Below are 19,876 nucleotides of genomic sequence, written 5' to 3' on the forward strand. Positions count from 1 at the left end.
GGGCTCAGACACAATGCCCTGATTCTACGGCGGGCGGTTTCCACCCCGTCCCCCGCGCCCGCTGGAGGGCCCTGCGTGCCACCTCCCGCCCGATGGGCAGCGAGGCCGTGGCGGCGGGCGACGGAGCGTTCAGCACATGCACCGTGTGCGGGGCCTCACGGATCAGGAAATCGTCCACCAGGGTGCCGTCCCGGAGGACCGCCTGGGCCCTGACCCCGGCCGGCGCCGGCCGCAGATCGGCCTCCGTGACGTCGGGCAGCAGTCGCCGCACGGCCGCCGTGAAGGCGTGTTTCGACAGTGAGCGGTGCACTTCGCCCACCCCGTACCGCCAGTGCTTGCGCGCTATCCGCCAGGAGCCGGGCCAGCTCAGCGTGTCCATCAGCTCGCGGGGGCGCACGACCGGCCAGCCGTAGCCCTCGCGGGCCAGCGCGGGCACCGCGTTCGGCCCGACGTGGACACCGCCGTCGTGGCCGCGGGTCAGATGCACGCCGAGGAACGGGAACGCCGGATCCGGCACCGGATAGACCAGGCCGCGCACCAGGTCGGGCCGGGCCAGCTCGTAGTACTCCCCCCGGAAGGGCACGATCCGCATCCCCGGGTCGTCGCCCGCCAGCCGCGCCACCCGGTCGCAGTGCAGCCCCGCGCAGTTGACCAGCACCCGGGCCCGCACCACCAGGCCGTCCGCCGTCCGCACCGCGACGCCCCACGGCCGCCGGTCGATGGCGCTCACTTCGGCGCCGAACCGGATCAGGCCGCCGCCGGCCCGCACCTCGTCGGCGAACCGCTCGGCGACCGCGCCGAAGTCGCACACGCCCGTCGTGCCCACCCGGATCGCGGCGAGGCCGCGCACCCGGGGTTCGTACTCCGCGATCTGGGCCGGCCCCAGCTCGCGCACCGGCAGCCCGTGCTCGCGGCCGCGCTGCACCAGCGCGTGCAGCCGGGGCAGCTCGGCGCGCCCGGTCGCGACGATCAGCTTGCCGGTCACCGCGTGCGCGATGCCGTGCTCCCGGCAGAAGTCGACCATCTCGGCGGCGCCGCGCACCGCGTACCGCGCCTTGAGCGAACCCGGGCGGTAGTAGATGCCGCTGTGGATCACCCCGCTGTTGCGCCCCGTCTGGTGGCGTGCGGGGCCCCACTCCTTCTCCAGTACGGTCACCCTCGTGCCCGGGGCGGTCCGCGTGATCGCATACGCGGTCGACAGACCGACGATCCCGCCGCCGATCACCAGCACATCGCAGTCGTACGCCGCGTGCGTCATCATCACGCCACCTCCCACCCCGATAGTGCACTGACCCACTGACAACGCACTCAAACCCGTGAGGGCCAGCGTGGCGCCCGCGAATCCGGCGGCACGGGGTACCGGGGCCGGGGACCCCGGCCCCGTCGACCGGACCGGCTACGCGGGGGCCACCAGCAGCGGGCGGGCGCGTTCCCGCAGCTCGGCGACGCGCGGTTCGTCCCCGTAGGGCTCCAGCCGGTGCAGCAGGTCGCGCACGTACTCGGTGGTCCGCGCCGACGAGATGCGGCCCGCCACCTCCACCGCGCGGGTCCCCGCCGCGCAGGCCGCGTCCAGGTTGCCCGACTCCAGCTCGGCGACGGCCGACACCACGAGCCGCAGCCCGTGCGAGCGGACGAACTCCTCGGTCGGCCTGGACAGCGCCTGCTCGGTGAAGCGCCGCACCTGTCGCGGCGCCTTCAGGTCGAGGTGGCACTCCGCGGCGTCGGCCGCGAACCGGTCGTACGAGTAGAAGCCCAGCCACGACGGGTCCGCGTCGCCGTCCCGGGAGCGCTCCAGCCACCCCTCGGCGGCCTTCAGCGCGGCCCCCGCGGCCGGTGCGTCGCTCGCCTTGGCGTGGGCCCGCGCCTCCACCAGGCGGAAGAAGCTCATCGTGCGCGCCGTCGCGAGCCCGCGGTTGCGCTCCACGGCTGCCTGCGCCAGGTCGACGCCCTCGTCGGCGAAGCCGCGGTAGGTCGCCTGGAGCGACATCGAGGCGAGGACGTAGCCGCCGAGCGGCACGTCGGCCGCGGCGCGCGCCAGGCGCAGCGCCTGGATGTAGTAGCGCTGTGCGGCCTCCTGCTGGCCGGTGTCGAAGGCCATCCATCCGGCGAGCCTGGTCAGTTCGGCCGCGGCGCCGAACAGCGCCCGGCCCACCTCGTCGCTGTACGAACCCAGCAGCAGCGGTGCGGCGTCGACCCGTAAGCACTCCGGGACCATGGACGAACGCCAGTCCCCGCCGCCGTACTTGGAGTCCCAGCGGCGTGCGTCCTGGGCGGCCTCCCGCAGCTTGGACACATCGCTGTGGCCGACCCGCAGCGGCGAGCCGCCGTGCGCGGAGTCGGGACCCGGCTGGGCCGGGATCGACACGCTGTGCCCCGGCACCGGTGGCGCGCCGGGCCCGTGGACCGGCGGCGCCCCCGTCTGACCGGGTACGAGCGGTGTTCCGGACAGGGGCTGCTGCCCCGGTGCGCCGGGCGGCGCCGCGGAACCGGGCGCACCCGGCGCGCCCTGCGCCCCCGCTGCGCCCCGTGCGCCCTGCGTGCCGAGTACCGCCGCCTCGGCGGCCGCCGAGGCGCGGGCGACCGACGGGTCGGCGGGGGATATCAGCCAGCGGGACGCGGGGGTGGCGTACGCACTCACCGAGAACGAGCCCGCCAGCGACTGCCAGATGCCGCCGCTGCCGGCCCGCCTCCCGGCCAGATCCAGCCGGTACAGCTCGGTCGCCGAGCGGACCGCCTCACCCACATCGCGCGGGAACGTCAGACCGACCTCGGGCGCGGGGTCGGCGTCGGCGAGCCCGATCTCGTGCAGCGGGACCGGCCGGCCGAGCTTGGCGCCGATCGCCGCAGCGATGAGATGGGGCGCGGCGCCCTGCGGCACCATGCCCTTGGAGACCCACCTGGCCACCGAGGTCTTGTCGTACCGAAGTGTCAGTCCGCGCTGCGCCCCGAGGTCATTGACCCGCCGGGCGAGCCCGGCGTTGCTGATTCCCGCGAGGGCGAGAACGGTTCCGAGCTTCTCGTTCGGCCCGCGTTGCTCCCTGGACATGCGCCACCCCTCGACACACAGACGGCAGCCGCGTCACCGTTGAGGCGCGCGGCATTCGTACCGTGTTCTCCCCAGGGACGAACCCCGGCACTCCGACCGCACACGCATTTGGCCGAGCCCCGAGGAATATGCCCCTGTGCTGAGAACATCAGTAAACCCAGCGTAGTTCGCCGCATCCCTACCGTTAAGGGGCGGACGTTCGTATGGCGGGATTGTTGTCCGTCCGGAGTCTTCGACGGCGATTGGCGGCCAACTACGGCGAACGATGGGGACCCCGACGGCGCGAGGGGCCGGTGGGGCGGCCGTGGCGGCTGGTGGCGGAAGAAGAGTGAAGGCGGGGCGGAGAGGAAGCGGGGAGGACGGGGAGGAGGGGTGCGGTCCGCCGGCCGCGCCCTCCCCGGGCGCCGGGGGAGGAGGCCGGGAAGGGGCGCGCGGGGGGATCGCCGGGGCGGCGCGGGAGGCGGGGTGCGGGCATGGGTGCGGGCAGGTCACCGGACGTGTGGCCGCACCCCTGCCCCACGCGCTGACCAGCCCGGACCCGTGTTCTGGGCGGGTGCGGGCGTCCCCGGTTCGCGAGGTCCGGCCGGCCCTCGCGCGGGCCCCGTTCGAGGTGTCCCGGCGTGCTCCTCGTGTGTGGCCGTGCGCCCGGCCGTGCGCTCTGGCCCGGTCCGTACGGGAGCGCTTGCATGGGTGCTGCGTGGGTCGGCCCGCTGCACTGGACACTGCGGGCTGGGGGAAACCGCCGCCTCATTCCCCGCAGGCGGTGGACCGGTCCGGGAGGCGAACTGCGTCTCCCGGACCGAGCGTCGGACCGGGAGCGAGCGGTCGCGGCCGGTGTCCGGCCCGGCGAAGCCGCCTTCGCGCGGGAGGTCACACGGGAGTTCCGCCGGAAGCTCCGAGTGAACTCCGTGCGAGTCCCGCGTGAGTTCCGTGCGAGTTCGCGTGGGAGAGCGGGCCGTTCGGTCGAATCGTTCCTCCGGCTCCCCGAGGCGGTCCGCGGCCACCGTCAGCCTTGGCCGATGCTGCCGGAACAATCAGGTACGAATGCGGATGAAGGCGGGCGTGATCTTCTGGCCTTCAGGTTCCGACGCGGCCCGAGATTGGCTGGATATCGCCGGTCGGGCGAGGTTGGGTGGACGGATTCGCGGACATCTCGTCGGCCGTCCGCGCGGGGCGTGCCCGGTGGCCGGATCGGGGCCGTCGAGGTGGTGCGCGCAAGGGGGAGCAACACGCGGAACCCGTAACTCCGTTGCTGTCGGGACCGACGCGCGCGGGCGAGGGGCCGGACGGTGAGGCCGACAGCCCGCTCCGGCCTTTGCCAGGGGCGCATGCGCTCACGACGTGCGCCGTCCGTAGCCACTCCTGCACGCCGTTGTCGTGGCAGCATGTCCGCAACGGCGCCGCGCGTTACCGGAGTTCTCCCGATACCGCCCTGCCGCGCCGTTTTGTGCACAGCCTGTGGAGGCGGCGATGCGTTGGTTGGTGGGTTGGAGCAGTATCGCCGCGAGCTTCGGCACGGTCGGGGCGGTCGGCGAGCGTGACGACGGGCGCACGATGCACCCCGTGGGTTCCCAACTCCTCTGGGGGGACCCGGATCCGCTCTGGGCGGTCGGCGACTGGCGGCCCGACGAGATCCGCACCGTCCGGGTGGACACGGCCGAGGGGGCGCCCACGGTCCGGATCGCCGTACTCGGCTGCTGCGGCGCCACCGACGAGCAGCTGCGCGTCGGGCTGCTCGCGGCCCGCGGCGGAGCCCTGCGCCACCTCACCGCCTGGACCGGCAGCTACACGGCCGTCGTCCAGATCGGCCGACGGATCACCGTGGTCGGCGACCTCGCCGGAGCCCGCCCCGTCTTCTACACACCCTGGGCCGGCGGCACCGCGTACGCCACCGCCGCGCTCCCACTCGCCGACCTCATCGAGGCACAGCTCGACATCGGCCACCTCGCCGCGCTGCTCGCCTGCCCCGAAACCCCGGAGGCGCTGCGCGACGGCACCCCGTACGCCGGTGTGAAGCGCATCCCGCCGGGGCACGCGCTGATCCTCCGCGAGGGTTCGCGGGAGATCACCGGCTACGAGGCGGTGGCCTCCCTCGCCGTGGCCGCGCCCGAGCTCGACCCGGTGAGCGCGGTCGACGGGGTGCGCGACGCCCTGGTCGAGGCCGTACGCGCCAGGCTGCTGGCACCCCGCCACGCCCCGGAGACCATGCCTCCCGACCCCGGACCGGTCCCCGGCATGGGCCCCGCCGAACGCCGTGCCGCCCGGGGCGCGCCCGTGCCCGGCATCGGCTCCGACCTCTCCGGAGGCAGCGCGTCGGCCACCCTCGCCCTGCTCGCCGCCGGGCTCCCCGGACTGCCCGGCACGCTCCTTGGCCACGGCACGGGAGCGGGCGAGCGGCTGCTCGCCGTCACGTTCAACGACCTGACCACCCGCGCCCACGAGGACGAACTCGAACGCGCCCGTGTCATCGCCGCCAACCCCCGGCTGCACCACGTCGTCGTCGCCGCGGGCGAGGAGGCCCTGCCGTACGCCGAGCTGGAGAGCGGCCCCCTGACCGACGAGCCGGCCCCGTCCCTCGTCGACGTCGAACGCCACCGCCGCCGGCTCTCCGCGGGCAGCGCCGACCACTTCGTGGGCGACGGCGCCCGGCAGGTGCTCGACGCCCACCCGGCCCGTCTCGCCGACCTGCTGATCGACCGCCGCAGACGCCATCTGCTGCGCCCGGTCGCCGCACTCGCCAAGGCCGAAGGCCCCTCCGCGCACTCCCTGTTCGTCCCGCTGACCGTCTACCGGGCGGCCAGGCGCCTCGCCCGTACGTCGTACCGCACCGGTCTCGAAGCGGCGGCCGTCCGCCTCCCCGACGCCAACCGCCTCACCTCCGACCTCGCCACCCCAGCGGATGCCTCGCTCGCCGCGCTGACCTGGTCGCGTCCGGGGCCCGCCGCCCGCTGGCTGACCGGGGAGGCGCTCGCCGAAGTATCGGTTCGCCTTCAGGAGGCGGCGATCCGCCCCACCTCAGTCCAGCGCCCCGGCGAGGCCCGCGCCAGGGCCGCGCTCGCCCGGAACGCCGCCGACCACCGGATCCTGGAGCAGGCCGCCGAGGTCCGCAGCCAGCGACTGCACGCCCCGTTCCTCGACAACCAGGTCGTACGCGCCGCCCGCGCGCTCCCCGAGTCCCTCCGGGTCCAGCCGGGCGCCCGCGCGGCGATCCTGCGCCGGGTCCTGGCGGGCACCGGCATCCACGACCTGCCGCCCGGCTGGGGCACCCCCTCCCAGGCCACCTCGTCCGAGGTCACCCGCACCGGCCTGCGCACCTCGCTGCCCGAGCTGATCGCCCTCTTCGACGCCCCGCTGCTCGCCGACGCGGGACTGGTCGAGGCCCGCGTCGTGCGGAAGGCCCTGCGTGCGGCCGCCGAGGGCGAGCCCCTCCCCCTGGACGGTCTCGCCGACCTCGCCTCCACCGAACTGTGGCTGCGCCGTCTCGTCTCGCGCCGCGGCACCTGCTGGACGGGCACGGCGGCCCCGCGCCAGCGCGCGGTCGCCGGCGGGGTGCTCCCGGCGCGACGGACACTGCAGCCGTAGGCGGGGCGGCGGGCAGCGGGACGCGATCCGGGGCCGCCTGCCGTGCGCCGGCCGCCTGCCGTGCGCCGGCCGCCTTCCGTTGTCCGACCGGCGGGACACAATGGCGGAGTGCGGTATCTGATCCTGGGCGCCACGGAGGCGCGAGACGAGCAGGGCGGTGCGCTGCCCCTCGGCGGTACGCGCCTGCGGGCCCTCCTAGCGGCCCTGGCACTGCGCCCCGGCCGGTCCGTGCCGATCGCCGAACTCGTCGACGACGTGTGGGCGGACGATCCCCCGGCGGACGCCCCCGCCGCGCTCCAGGCCCTGGTGGGCCGTCTGCGCCGGGCGCTGGGGAAGGACGCGGTCACCAGCGCCCCGGGCGGCTACCGCCTGGCGGCCGGCCCGGAAGACGTCGACCTGCACGGGTTCGAGCGGCTCGCCCGGCAGGGCGCGGCCGAGCTGGAGGCCGACGCACCCGAGGACGCCGCCCGCACGCTCCGTACGGCACTCGCCCTGTGGCGCGGACCCGCCCTGGCCGACCTGCCCGACCGCGACCACGGCCACGCGCTGCGTCCGGAGGCCCACCGGCTGGCCGCACTGGAGCACCGAATCGAGGCCGACCTGCGATGCGCGGAAGCCGGCGGACCGGCGGGGGACGCGGCCGAGCCCCGGATGGCCCCACCTGTCACGGCCCTGCCCGCGATGCCCCCGCCGGCCACGGCCCCACCCGCCACGGCCCCGCCCTCCGTCCTCGTGCCGGAGCTGATGGAGCTGACGGCGGCCCACCCGTACGACGAACGCTTCCGGGCCCAGCTCATCCGCGCCCTGAGCGCAGCCGGCCCGCCGGCCGACGCGCTCGCCGCGTACGAGGACGCGCGCCGCGCCCTCGCCGAGCGTCTCGGCGCCGACCCCGGGCCGGAACTGACCGCCCTCCACCGGGGACTGCTCACCCCCGCGTCATCCGCACCCGGCTCCGCGGGGGCGGAAGCCGCCCGGGGCAATCTCCGCCCCCGCCTCACCTCCTTCGTCGGGCGCGAGCCCGAACTCCGCACCATCCGGGACGATCTGACCCGCTCCCGGCTGGTCACCCTCACGGGGCCCGGAGGCTCGGGGAAGACCCGCCTCGCCGAGGAGTCCGCGGCGTACGAGGGCCGCGCCGCCGCCGGTGACGTCTGGCTCGCCGAACTCGCCCCGGTGGAAGACCCCGAAGCCGTCCCGGGAGCCGTACTCTCCGCGCTCGGACTGCGCGAGACCACCCTGCTGCGGGACAGCGGCCACGAAGGAACGTATCCGCGCACCGATCCCGTCGACCTGCTCGCCGATCACCTCGCGCACTGCTCCAGATCCCGCCCCTTCCTCCTCATCCTCGACAACTGCGAGCACGTCATCGGCGCGGTGGCCACGCTGGCCGAGACCCTGCTGATCCGCTGCCCGCGGCTGCGCATCCTCGCCACCAGCCGCGAACCGCTCGGCGTGCCCGGCGAATCCGTACGTCCGGTGGACCCGCTCCCGGCCGATCTCGCCCACCGCCTCTTCACCGAGCGGGCCCGTGCCGTGCGGCCCGAGTTCGACCCCGAGCGGGAGGCCGCACACGATCCGCACGCCGTCGCCGAGATCTGCCGCCGCCTGGACGGGCTGCCGCTCGCCATCGAGCTCGCCGCCGCCCGGCTCCGGATGCTCGGCCCGCGCCAGATCGCCGACCGGCTCGACGACCGGTTCCGTCTGCTGACCGGCGGCAGCCGGACCGTACTGCCGCGCCAGCAGACCCTGCGAGCGGTGGTCGACTGGTCCCGGGACCTCCTGGACGAGGACGAACGCACCGCCCTGCGCCAGGTCTCGGTCTTCGCGGGCGGCTGGGACCTGCCCGCCGCCGAGGCGGTCATCACGACGTCGGCCGGGCCGGCCCGGCACACCGCGGCCGACACCGCGGACCTCATCGGGGCACTCATCGACAAGTCCCTGGTCGTTGCCACCCCGGTCGACGGCGGCGGGATGCGCTACCGCCTCCTGGAGACCATTCACGAGTACGCCATGGAGCGCTGCGCCGAAACCCCGGGCGTACGAGCCGCTGCCGGGCGGGCGCACACCGCACACTTCCTCGCCCTCGTCGAGGAGGCCGAGCCGCGGCTGCGCTCCGCCGACCAGCTCCCCTGGATCCAGCGCCTGGAGACGGACCTCGACAACATCCGGGCCGCTCTCCACCGCACCACCGCCCTCGCGAGCCCGTCCGAATCGTCCCACCTCTCCGGTCCGTGCCAGGTGGACCAGCCGTCCGAAACGGACGCGGCACGTCTGGTGCTGGGCATGGGGTGGTTCTGGTGGCTGCGCAACTACCGCACGGAGGGCCTCGCCTGGACCACGCGGGCGCTGGCGTTCGGCCCGGAGCCCACCGAGCGCACCGATCCCCGCTACTGGTCCTGGATGAATCTGCGCATGCTCCGGTTCTTCCTGGAGATGGAGAGCCGCCCGTCCGACGTGGACGGCGACGGCCACGGCACCCGGGCGCTCGCGAGCCGGGTGGGCGACGCCTTCATGTCCTCGGGACCCCAGGCCGCTCGCTTCCCCGGGCTGCTCTGGCCGATGACCTCTTTCTTCAGTCTGGGCATGAAGGACGTCCGGAGGAAGATCGACTCGGTCGTCGACAACGCCCGTATCCACGGCGGTGCCTGGGAGTACGGCGTCGCGCTGATGTTCCGCACGCACATGGTCGTCGACATGCCCGGCGGCATGCCGGGGGTCGACGCCGATCTGGCGGAGCTGCGCGTACTGGGCCGCCTCGTCGGCGACCGCTGGATGCGTGCCCAGGTCGCCTCCGCCGCAGCCGAGGCGGGCATGATGCGCGGGCGGTACGACGAGGCGCGTGCGGCGTACGAGGAGGCCCTGCTGCTCTCCCGCGAGGTCGGGGCCCATGCCGAGGCCCCGTTCCTCCTGGCCAGGCTCGCCGAACTCTTCCACCGCACCGGCGACCCGGCCGCCGCCGAGCGGCTCCTGGAACGGTCCGAGTCCGAGGCGCGGCGCTACCGGACGCATGACGCTGCCGCGTACGTCCCGTACCTGCGGGCCACCATGGCGCTGGAACGCGGTGATGTCGCGGCGGCGCGGCGGATGTACGCCGAGGCGAAGGCGGAGAACGAGAACGGCAGCCCGCCGACGCACTTCAACGCGATCCTGGAGGGGCTGTCGGCCCGCATCACCATCCACGAACCGGGGCCCGGGGGCGGTCCGGCCGCCGGCCTGCGCGGGCTGACCGCGGCCCTCGTCTCGGCACGGGACGCGCTGTGCGCCGAGATCGTCACCGGGCACTTGGCGGACGGCGTGGTGACCGTACTGCCCAAGGTGGGCCGTTGCGCGGCCGCCGTACGCATCCTGGCCGCCGCCGACAGCTGGCGGCTGTCCGGCCCCAGGACCCCGGCGGAACAGTCCGAGGTGGACGCGGCCGCGCAGCTGGCCCGCAAGGAGCTGGGGGCGCGGCAGTACGAGGAGGAGCACGCGGCGGGCCGCGGACTGACCGTCGACAGCGTCATCGACCTGCTCATGGACATCACCGCGGAGCTTCCACCGCCGGAGGCGGCTGCCCGCTGAAGCGGCGGGGCACTGTCCCCAGCCGGACGGGCCCGGTCAGCAGCTGATGCGGGACTCGGCCCAGTTCGCCAGGGCCACCCCGCCCAACCCGGTCATCGGCTCCACGACGAGCCGGATCCGGTCCTGGCCGGCGATGCCGACGCCGACCGGTACGGCCGGGTCGTCGCCGTTCATCACCGGGGACTGCCACAGCCGCGCCCCGGCGCCGTTGAACACGGAGAAGCGCACGGAACCGAGCCCCATGGTCAGGTCGTCGACGCCGACCATCGCCTCGTAACGGGTGCACCTGCGGTTCAGCTGGATGACGACCGAGGAGCGGCTGTGCACGGTCACCCCGTGGGCGTACCGCGTGCCGCCGATCGACATCCCGGAACGTTGCCAGACCCAGCTGCTCTCACCGAGCACCACCTCGGGTCCGGTGTGGTTGCCGAAGAGGCTGTAGCTCAACTCGTTGACCTGGTAGACCTCCGGCGCCGGTGCGGGCGGCGTCGGGGGAGCCGGTGTCGGAGTCGGGGTGGGTGTCGGAGTCGGCTTCGGGGCGGGCGGCGGTGGGACGGGAGCCGGCGGGGTGGGCGTCGGTGTCGGTGTCGGCTTGGGTGTGGGGGTCGGCGTGGGAGTCGGCTTCGGCGGTACGGGAACGGGCGGCGCGGGCTTGGGGGGCGGGGTGGGCGTCGGTTTCGGCGGCGCGGGCGACGGCACCGCGGGCGCCACGGCCGGCGGCCTGGCCACCGGCTTCGCCTCGGGCCGCGGCTGGTCGTCGCCGACCAGCGCCCACACCAGCCCGGCCGCGGCCGCGACGACGACCGCCGCCGCGATGCCGGCCTTCGCCGGGGCGCCGAGCCCCTCGGAGGCGGCGGCGCCACCGGCCGACCCAGCGGACGAACTCCCGCCGGTCGCCGCGGCCGCGGCACCCGCACCCGCCGCACCGGCCGCGCCGCCCGCCACGATCCCGGCGGCCTTGAGCGCGTATCCGGCGGCGAACCAGCCGATGACCGCGACCGGGAGCAGCGCGGGAATCCCGGCGTTCACATGGGCGAGTTCGCCCGCCGCCAGCCGGCACTTCGCGCATTCGTCCAGGTGGCCCCGGAGCCCGCGCTCGGCCCGCATCCGCAGCCCGCCACGGGCGTAGGCGCCGAGCCGGTCGGCGTAGCGCGCGCAGTCCCCGCCGGAGGTGAGCGCCTGGTTCACGTGGGCCTGCAGATACGCCTGCTTGAGCCCCTCGCGGGCGCGGCTGGCCAGCACCGAGGTGGCGTTGGCGGTGAGCCCGAACAGCGGGGCGATGTCGCTGGGCGACTCCTCCTCGACGGTGGTGTGCCACAGGACCGCCTGCCAGCGCTCCGGGAGACTGCGGAAGGCCTGCATCGCCATCGACTGCTCGGCGTCGTGCATCGCCATCACGTCGGCGCCGAGATCGAGGGTGTCCGCGTCCGACGCGTCCCGGGAGCACGACGCCTGAGCGGCGAACGCCGCGAAGTCATCGACCAGTTGCTCGCGCTTGGCGGTCTTCGTCCATGCGGCGCCGACATGCCGGACCGCTGTCATCAGGTAGGCGCGCACGGCCTCCTCGGGCCCCTTGCCGCCCCGAACCGCCTGCAGCGTCCGGGCGAAGACCTCGGCCGTCAGGTCGTCGGCGGTGTGCGCGTCCCGGCAGCAGGTGCGCGCGTACCGGCGCACCGCGTCCGAGTGCCGGCGGAACAGCTCCTCGTACGCGAGGCCGTCGCCGTCCCGCATCCGCTGGATCAACTGGGCGTCGGAGGGGGCGAGTCCGGAGGCGTCCGCAGCGGCCGAGCCGCTGCCCACCCGCTGCAGGGGGACTGCGGCCGCCGCCGCGGCGTCGACCGCGTCGGTGTCCGCCGCTGCCGCGTTCTCGACCGGTGCGGGGGGCCACGGTCCGGGCAGAACCGTGCCGCCGGCCTCTTCGCCGGCGCTCTGGCGCCCGGGCCCGGCCTGGTTCGGCACCTGCTCCGAGGGCAGGCCGTCCGTGCCGGTGCCGCCGTCCGTGGTGGAGACACCGTCCGTGCCGCCGTCCGTGGTGGAGACACCGTCGAACGACTCTTCCTGCTGCCCGTCACCGCTCATCGCGGACGCCCCCGTATGCGCTTTCGGACCCGAATACCGGGCAAGCGTGCCACAGAGGGCAGGCGTGGCGGCCCCTCAGCCCCGTCAACCACTCATCCGGGGCGTTCTCCCGAATGTGAGCACTAGCGGACACGCGTTCGGGGAAGGAGTAACAGGATGTGCTGCCGGGGCAGTGGAGCGATGTCGCGCCGAGAGCGACGAGAGCGCCGAGAGCGACGAATGAGGCCACGGCCGGTCCGCCGGCCCGCCCCCGCGATCACGGGACCACCCCGACGCTCCGACTGGCCTTCACCGTGCTCATCGCACTCACCGCGCTCTCCGCATTCCGCGCAGACAGGCGCAGCCCGCCGAAGCAGCGCTCACGCAGCCCGCTGCCTCAGCGCGCGGTCGCACGCCCCCACAGCCTGCCGAAGCAGCGCTCACAGCACGCCGCCCCGCCCGCTCACGAGGGCCACCTTCGGGTGAAGCGCTTCCGGCAGGGCATGCACGCCCGCCCCCGCCCGCTCACGCAGGCCGCGAGCGCAGCCCCTCCAGCAGGATGTCCAGCAGCCGGGCCGAAGCAGCCGCCTGCTGAGCCGCGTCCGGCAGCGAGGGCGCCGCCGTCGCGATGACCAGCAGCACATCAGCCACCGTCACATCGCGGCGCAGCTCACCGGACGCCCGCGCCCGGTCGACCAGCCGGCCCACGACCTCCAGCAGCTCGGCCGCTCCGCTGCCGACGCCGTCGATCGCCGACTCGGGCCGGGGCTCGGCCACGCGCGGCCCGCCCTGTCCTGCCGACTGTCCGGCGGACTGGCCGACCTCCTGCCGCTGCTGCGGCACCCGGGGCTCGTCCCGGGCGTCACCGGCCGCCGAGCCCGATCCGGCCGGCTCCGCTGCCCGTACGGCGCCCGGATCGCCGACCACCGTCGAGTCGTCGGTGTCCACGCCGACCCGCAGTATCTGCGGAGGCAGCAGCCGCCCCGCGCCCGAGGCGACCGAGGTCCGCAGGAAGCGCGACAGCGCCGACCACGGCTCCTCCTCCTGACCCAGCGCGGACCGGGCCTGGTCGGTCAGCCGGGAGGTCTCCTCCTCGGCTATCCGCCGCACCAGCACGTCCTTGCTGGGGAAGCGCCGGTACACCGTGCCGACACCGACCCGGGCGCGACGCGCCACGTCCTCCATCGGAGCGCCGTACCCGAGCTCGCCGAACACTTCGCGTGCCGCCCGCAGCACATGTTCCAGATTGCGCTGCGCGTCCACACGCAGCGGCGCCGAGCGGCCGTGCGCTCCGGCACCGACGGTGCCCGCGCCGAGCGCGGCACCCAGAGTGCTCACCGCTCCCGACGGCGGCGCTGCCCCTGACGGCCCGATACCGCTCACCGTGCTGACTGTGCCGACCGTGCCGATTCGTCCGTTTCCTTCGGACGCGACAGCAGTAGTCGGCCAATGCGATTCCTGAATATGCATGACTGTTCCCCCGGTTATGACGTCTCCCCCCGGAGACTCCCGCCGTGTCTGCCGGGTTGATCGATGGTCCATCCGACACCCCGACGACACACGAACATAGTTGAGCCAGGGTCAATTCAGAAGGGGGCAGTTCCGCCCGGAGCGCCCCCCGATCGGAACAAGGACCGGTTGGTCACCGATTCGCCCGCTGCCCGCGCCCCTCACCGCAACCCCTGACCTGCGGGGCTTCCGTATTGCCGCGACGATCAACCGGAGCGGCCCGTTCGGAAGCTCCGGTCACACAATTTGCCGGGGCTGTGGACAAACTCCGGAGCGCGTTGCGTCATGGGGTGGTGATGGCTTCAGATTCCGGGGGAACACCCCCCGGCCCCCCGCCGGGTGCGCGCATTCTCGTGGTCGGCGGCGGCTACGTCGGGATGTACACGGCGCTGCGTCTCCAGCGGAAGCTGAAGCAGCGGCTCAGAAGCGGCGAGGCCGAGATCGTCGTCGTCACCCCTGATCCTTATATGACGTATCAGCCGTTCCTCCCCGAAGCCGCCGCCGGTTCGATCTCACCGCGCCATGTGGTCGTACCGCTGCGCCGGGTCCTGCCGCACTGCACGATCGTCATCGGGGAGGCGCAGCGCATCGACACGGCCAAGCGCACCGCGACGGTCACCACCCTGGCCACGGGGGAGGACGGCACCGGAGCCGTCGAGATCCCGTACGACGAGATCGTCATCGCGCCCGGCTCCGTCTCGCGTACCCTCCCCGTCCCGGGTCTCGCCGACCACGGCTTCGGCTTCAAGACCATCGAGGAGGCCATCGGGCTGCGCAACCACGTGATCGAGCAGATGGACATCGCCTCCGCCACCCGCGACCCCGCCATCCGCGACGCCGCCCTCACCTTCGTCTTCGTCGGCGGTGGCTACGCGGGCGTGGAGGCGCTGGCCGAGCTGGAGGACATGGCCCGCTACACCGCGCGGTACTACCACAACATCAAGGCCGAGGACCTGAAGTGGATCCTCGTCGAGGCCACCGGCCGCATCCTGCCCGAGGTCGGCGAATCCATGGGCAAGTACGCCGTACGGGAGCTGCGCGGCCGCAACATCGACGTACGTCTCGACACCCGGCTGGAATCCTGCGCAGACCGGGTGGCCGTGCTCAGCGACGGCTCCCGCTTCCCGACCCGCACGCTCGTGTGGACGGCGGGTGTGAAGCCCGCGCCGCTGCTCGCCGCCACCGGCCTCCCGCTCAACGAGCGCGGCAGGCTCATCTGCACGGCGAGGCTCACCGTCGAGGGGGCCGAGCACGTCTGGGCCGCCGGTGACGCCGCCGCGGTCCCCGACCTGACCTCCGACGAGCCCGGACGGGAGACCGCGCCCAACGCCCAGCACGCGGTCCGCCAGGCCAAGGTCCTCGCGGAGAACATCGTCGCGTCCATGAACGGCGAACCGCTCAAGGAGTACCGGCACAGCTACGCGGGCTCCGTCGCCTCGCTCGGGCTCCACAAGGGCGTCGCGCACGTATACGGACGCAGGCTCAAGGGCTATCCCGCCTGGCTGATGCACCGCACGTACCACCTGAGCCGGGTCCCGACGTTCAACCGCAAGGCCCGGGTGCTCGCCGAATGGACCCTCGCCGGCCTCTTCAAGCGCGAGATCGTCTCCCTCGGCTCGCTGGAACACCCCAGGGCCGAGTTCGAACTCGCCGCGGGAAGGCGTCCCGGGCCCGACGGCGACGACGGTCAGTAGGGTCCGGTGTCAGTAGGGTCCGTCACACTGGACGTGTGACCATAGGTGGGCTCACATCTGCACAGAGTGACCCGGCAGGCAGCGACCGACAGTGACCAGCAGAGACCGGCTCCGGCTGCGCCTTCCCGCCGGTCCGGCCCCCAACCGGCGAGAGAGAACCGGCAGGAAGAACCGGCAGAGGATCCGGCAGAGGAAGCAGCCCGCCCGAGCGGACCAGACCGACACACGAGGCCAGAAATTCCGTGAACTTCACGCGTTGGAGCGCCCGCCTACCCGGTACGCAGCGTCGCGCCGCCCGGGACGACCACAGTGCCGTACCGGCGGCCCGCGCCGAGTACGCACAGGACGAGACCGGGTCCGGCCCGCCGGAGGGCGAACCGGACGGCCCCGCGACCCGGCCCCCGGCGCCCGCCCTGGAGGATCTCTCCGCCCGCGACATCCTCGGCCAGCTGCCCGCCCTCGTCGCGCTGGTCCACGGACCCGACCACCGCATCGCGTACGTCAACGACGCCTACGCCGCGGCCTTCGGCCCCCGCCCGTCCGGAGCCCCCGCGGCCGAGGCGATGCCCGAGCTCACCGAGCTCAGCCTGCTCCCCCTGATGGACCAGGTCCTGCGCAGCGGCACGCCCCGCACGGTCAAGTCCCGCAAGGCGCGCAGCGGCAGCTCGTACACCGTGACCTGCACCCCCGTATCGCGCGACAAGGACAAGGGGCACGAGGGCGGAGTGCTCGTGTACGCCGCCGATGTCACCGACCACGCGGAAGCGGCCGAGCGGCTGCGCGCCAGCGAGCGGCGCCACCGCGAAACGGCCGTCACCCTCCAGCGCTCACTGCTCCCGCAGGAGCTGGAGCAGCCCGACGACCTGCGGATCGCCGCCACCTACCAGCCGGGCGGCACGGACGCCGCGGTCGGCGGCGACTGGTACGACGTCATCACCCTCGGCGCGGGCCGCACCGCCCTGGTCATCGGGGACGTGATGGGACGCGGGGTGCGCGCCGCCGCCGTGATGGGCCAGCTGCGCACCGCGGTCCGCGCCTACGCCCGGCTGGACCTCCCGCCGCACGAGGTCCTCCAGCTGCTCGACGGGCTGGCCGCGGAGATCGACGCCAGCCAGATCGCCACCTGCGCCTACGCGGTCCACGATCCCAACGAGGGGCTGCTGGTCTACTCCTCCGCCGGTCACCTCCCGATCCTGGTGCGCGACGAGGACGGCACGGTGCACCGCGCCGAGGGTCCGACCGGGCCGCCGCTCGGCACCGGGGGCTGGACCCACACCTCGGGCACGATCGCGCTGCCGCCCGGCTCCACCGCCGTCCTCTACACGGACGGCCTGGTCGAGCGCCGCAGCGAGGACATCGACGAGGGCGTGGCCGCGCTGGAGCGCGCGCTGGCCGGGGCGAAGGGCGCACCGCAGGTGGTCTGCGACCGCCTGATCCGCTCCCTCAACATCACCGCGGAACACGACGACGACGTGGCGGTACTGGTGGTCCAGCACCCCGCCCGCACCGGGCCGACCGCGGAGCTGTTCCACAACGCCTCGCTCGATCTGCTCGGTGGCATCGAAGCGGCTCCGCGCGCCCGCGCTTTCGCGACGGGCGTGCTGACGTCGTGGCGCTTCCCGGTGGACCTGTGCGACCTGGGCGTCCTGGCCGCCGGTGAGCTGGTCGCCAACTCCCTCCAGCACGGCACACCGCCGATGCGCCTGGGGCTGCGGCGCACCGACCGCCGGCTGATCATCGAGGTGACCGACGGCGACGACCACCTGCCGCGCCGCCGCCGCGCCGAACCGGCGGACGAGGCGGGCCGGGGCATCTCCATCGTCGCGACGATCGCCACGTCCTGGGGCAGCCGCCGCACACCGGGCGGGGGCAAGGCCGTCTGGTGCGAATTCGCCCTGCCGCGGTAGGCGGTACCGGCCCTCAGTGGACGGCGGCGACCCGGGCGGGCACCTCGGCCGACGCGCTCTCCGGCAGCGACACGGCCACCACCCGCGACGGCGCCGCCGCGAGCGAGGGCTGGTCCTGAACGGGGGTGAGCCGTCGGCCCAGCCGCAGCGCGAGCACCGTGATGCCCAGCGAGAACAGCACGAACGTCACGATGTACGGCCCGTGCAGTGAGGCCCCCATGGGACCGCCCACGGCCGGACCGACCGCCAGCGCCAGCTGCTTGCACAGGGCGAACGCCGAGTTGTACTGCCCGACCATCGACTCCGGCGCCAGATCGGCGACCAGCGGCGCGACGGTCGGCGAGAGCATCGACTCACCGAGCCCGAACAGCGCGTACGTGGAGATCATCGCGGCCGTCGCCATGGTCTGGCTGCCGTGCCCGAGGCCGGCGTAGCCCGCCACGATCCAGGCGAAGGCCCAGATCAGACCGACCGAGGCGATCACCCGGCTGCGACGGCGGCGCTCCACAAGGCGCAGCACCACGAACTGGGCGACGACGATGACCGCGGTGTTGGCGGCCAGCGCGATCCCGAGTGTGGAGGGTTTGATCCCGGCCGCCTCGGTGCCGTACGCCGCAAGGCCGGACTCGAACTGTCCGTAGCAGGCGAAGAACACCACGAACCCCAGCACACACAGCTGCACCATGGCCCGGTGCGAGAGCAGCGCCCGCATCCCGCCCCGCGCGGCGTCCCCGGCACCGGACACCCCCGCCGTGACGGCAGGCGTACGGGGCATCCGCACGGTCGCCGTGATGGCGCCGAGCACGAGGAACATCACCGCTTCGATCAGGAACAGCAGCGTGAAGGACGACGGCCGCTCCGTGTCGACGATCTGCCCGCCGACCAGTCCGCCGATGCCGAGCCCCAGGTTCTGCAGGAAGAACTGCATGGCGAAGGCCCGGGTACGGGTCCCGGTGTCGGAGCACCGCACGAGCATCGTGGCGAGGGCGGGCTGCATGACGGCGGTCCCGGCGCCGAGGACCGCGGCCGACAGGACGGAGGCGGTCACCTGCGAGGAGAAGCCCAGGGCAGCCGCACCCAGGGAGGCGACGACCGAGGCGACGAGCAGTACGGGCAGCGGCCCGCGACGGTCGATGACCCGGCCGGTGAACGGCAGGACGGCGAGCGCTGCCATGGCGAAGACCGCCAGTACGACTCCCGCCGTACCGGCACCCAGATCCCGTACCTGCGCCACATAGACGTACAGATACGGAACGGTGAACCCGAGCCCGAACGCGCTCAGCGCGCTCCCCAGCTGGATCCGCCGCAGTGCTGCACCCATTTCCCTGGTCACACTCACCTACCTCAAGGTCTCGAAGCCATGTGATCGAGCGAAAGCCGGACGGCCTGTGCGGCCTGTGCGGCCCGGCCGATCGGACGGCCCGGACGACTCGAACCCGAAGACTTTAGCACTAAAGTTAGAAGCTCAACAATACAAGCCGAAGGACTTCGACCGCTATGGGTGGCGTGCCATACTGCGCGCCATGTCTGACACCACCGAGCCGGGCCTCCAGGAGCCGAGCCTCGACGAGCAGATCGCCGCCTACCAGCGCGAGTTCCGGGACCTGGACCCGCAGGTCGAGCAGGTCGTCTCGGCACTCGGCCGGCTGAACCGCCGGATGAACGTGGCGTACGGACGCCAGGTCGCCGCCCTCGGCATCAGCAATGCCGAGTGGGAGGTCCTCAAGACCCTCGTACTGGCCGGCGCTCCCTACCGGCTGGGCCCGGGGGAGCTGGCCAAACGGCTCGGACTCACACCGGCCGCGATGACGCACCGCATCGACCGCATGGCGGGCGAGGGTCTGGTCACCCGCGACCGCGACGAGAACAACCGGGTCCGCGTCATCGTCGAGCTGACGGACGAGGGGCGTACGAAGTGGCTGGAGGCGATGCGGATGGCCACGGACTTCGAGGAGGAGCTGCTCCAGGACCTCTCGGGCGACGAGCGCGGAGTTCTCGGCGAGATGCTGATCCGGCTCCTGCGCCGGGTGGAACACGCCCAGCCGGACGCCGGCGGCCGCCTCACCGACCTGGACTGACGGGCCCTGCCTGGGTGGGTCGGGGAGGGGTTGACATGCCCCTCCCCGACCCGTAAGGTTCTTCGAGTTGTCACGGAGCCGAAATGTTTCTGCGACAACCGATCCCGCCGCGAATGCGGCAACCAAAACTCAGCACGATCTCCCACTCGGGAGAATTTCGGTATGCCGAAATTGATTTCGAAGGCTCGATTATGAGCCGCCGGGAAGATCCGCTAGAGTTTGGGACGTCGGAACGGCCCAACAGCCGGGAAGGCAAGCCCCACTGACTGGGAATCAGGCCCGAAAGGATCTGATAGAGTCGGACTCGCCGGAAAGGGAAACGCGAAAGCGAAGAACTGGAAAGCGGAAATTGCGAGGCCCGCTTCGACCGGGAATCGGACACGAAAGAGTCTGATAGAGTCGGAAACGCAAGACCGAAGGGAAGCGCCCGGAGGAAAGCCT

General features: G+C 73.5%; 10 protein-coding genes. 5 read left to right on the top strand and 5 right to left on the bottom strand.

Going from position 1 to position 19,876, the window contains the following annotated elements:
- Nucleotides 1-4: 4 nt before the first annotated feature.
- Together lhgO and AB0I52_RS23970 are read right to left on the bottom strand one after the other, a co-directional pair.
- On the bottom strand, nt 5-1,261 hold the full coding sequence (gene lhgO, locus AB0I52_RS23965) for an L-2-hydroxyglutarate oxidase (protein WP_363075712.1): 1,257 nt from the start codon (nt 1,259-1,261) through the stop codon (nt 5-7).
- 135 nt (nt 1,262-1,396) lie between these two features.
- Entirely contained in the window at nt 1,397-3,046 is a 1,650-nt protein-coding gene (locus tag AB0I52_RS23970) for a sporulation protein (RefSeq protein WP_363075713.1), read from the bottom strand.
- 1,470 nt (nt 3,047-4,516) lie between these two features.
- On the opposite strand from AB0I52_RS23970, the gene AB0I52_RS23975 reads away from it, so the two are divergent.
- A complete protein-coding gene (locus tag AB0I52_RS23975) occupies nt 4,517-6,628 on the top strand; it encodes an asparagine synthase-related protein (RefSeq protein ID WP_363075715.1) in 2,112 nt (703 codons plus the stop codon).
- Between the two features lie 108 nt (nt 6,629-6,736).
- Nucleotides 6,737-10,189, top strand: coding sequence for a BTAD domain-containing putative transcriptional regulator (locus AB0I52_RS23980; RefSeq protein ID WP_363075717.1), 3,453 nt, complete (start codon nt 6,737-6,739; stop codon nt 10,187-10,189).
- 36 nt (nt 10,190-10,225) lie between these two features.
- On the opposite strand, the gene AB0I52_RS23985 is transcribed toward AB0I52_RS23980, so the two are convergent.
- Nucleotides 10,226-12,268: a sigma-70 family RNA polymerase sigma factor gene (locus AB0I52_RS23985; protein ID WP_363075719.1), complete on the bottom strand. Its 2,043-nt coding sequence runs from the start codon at nt 12,266-12,268 to the stop codon at nt 10,226-10,228.
- Between the two features lie 504 nt (nt 12,269-12,772).
- Nucleotides 12,773-13,717, bottom strand: coding sequence for a helix-turn-helix domain-containing protein (locus AB0I52_RS23990; protein ID WP_363075721.1), 945 nt, complete (start codon nt 13,715-13,717; stop codon nt 12,773-12,775).
- Nucleotides 13,718-14,052: 335 nt separating this feature from the next.
- On the opposite strand from AB0I52_RS23990, the gene AB0I52_RS23995 reads away from it, so the two are divergent.
- Nucleotides 14,053-15,450, top strand: coding sequence for an NAD(P)/FAD-dependent oxidoreductase (locus AB0I52_RS23995; RefSeq protein ID WP_363075723.1), 1,398 nt, complete (start codon nt 14,053-14,055; stop codon nt 15,448-15,450).
- Nucleotides 15,451-15,692: 242 nt separating this feature from the next.
- Nucleotides 15,693-17,357: a SpoIIE family protein phosphatase gene (locus tag AB0I52_RS24000; RefSeq protein WP_363075725.1), complete on the top strand. Its 1,665-nt coding sequence runs from the start codon at nt 15,693-15,695 to the stop codon at nt 17,355-17,357.
- 13 nt (nt 17,358-17,370) lie between these two features.
- Here AB0I52_RS24000 and AB0I52_RS24005 read toward each other — a convergent pair whose 3' ends face one another.
- Entirely contained in the window at nt 17,371-18,678 is a 1,308-nt protein-coding gene (locus tag AB0I52_RS24005) for an MFS transporter (protein ID WP_363075727.1), read from the bottom strand.
- A 202-nt stretch (nt 18,679-18,880) separates the two neighbouring features.
- Between AB0I52_RS24005 and AB0I52_RS24010 the strand changes: the two genes are divergently transcribed.
- On the top strand, nt 18,881-19,435 hold the full coding sequence (locus AB0I52_RS24010; protein ID WP_363075729.1) for a MarR family transcriptional regulator: 555 nt from the start codon (nt 18,881-18,883) through the stop codon (nt 19,433-19,435).
- Nucleotides 19,436-19,876 lie beyond the last annotated feature (441 nt).

It is taken from the genome of Streptomyces sp. NPDC050423 (assembly GCF_040655445.1).
Lineage (GTDB): Bacteria > Actinomycetota > Actinomycetes > Streptomycetales > Streptomycetaceae > Streptomyces.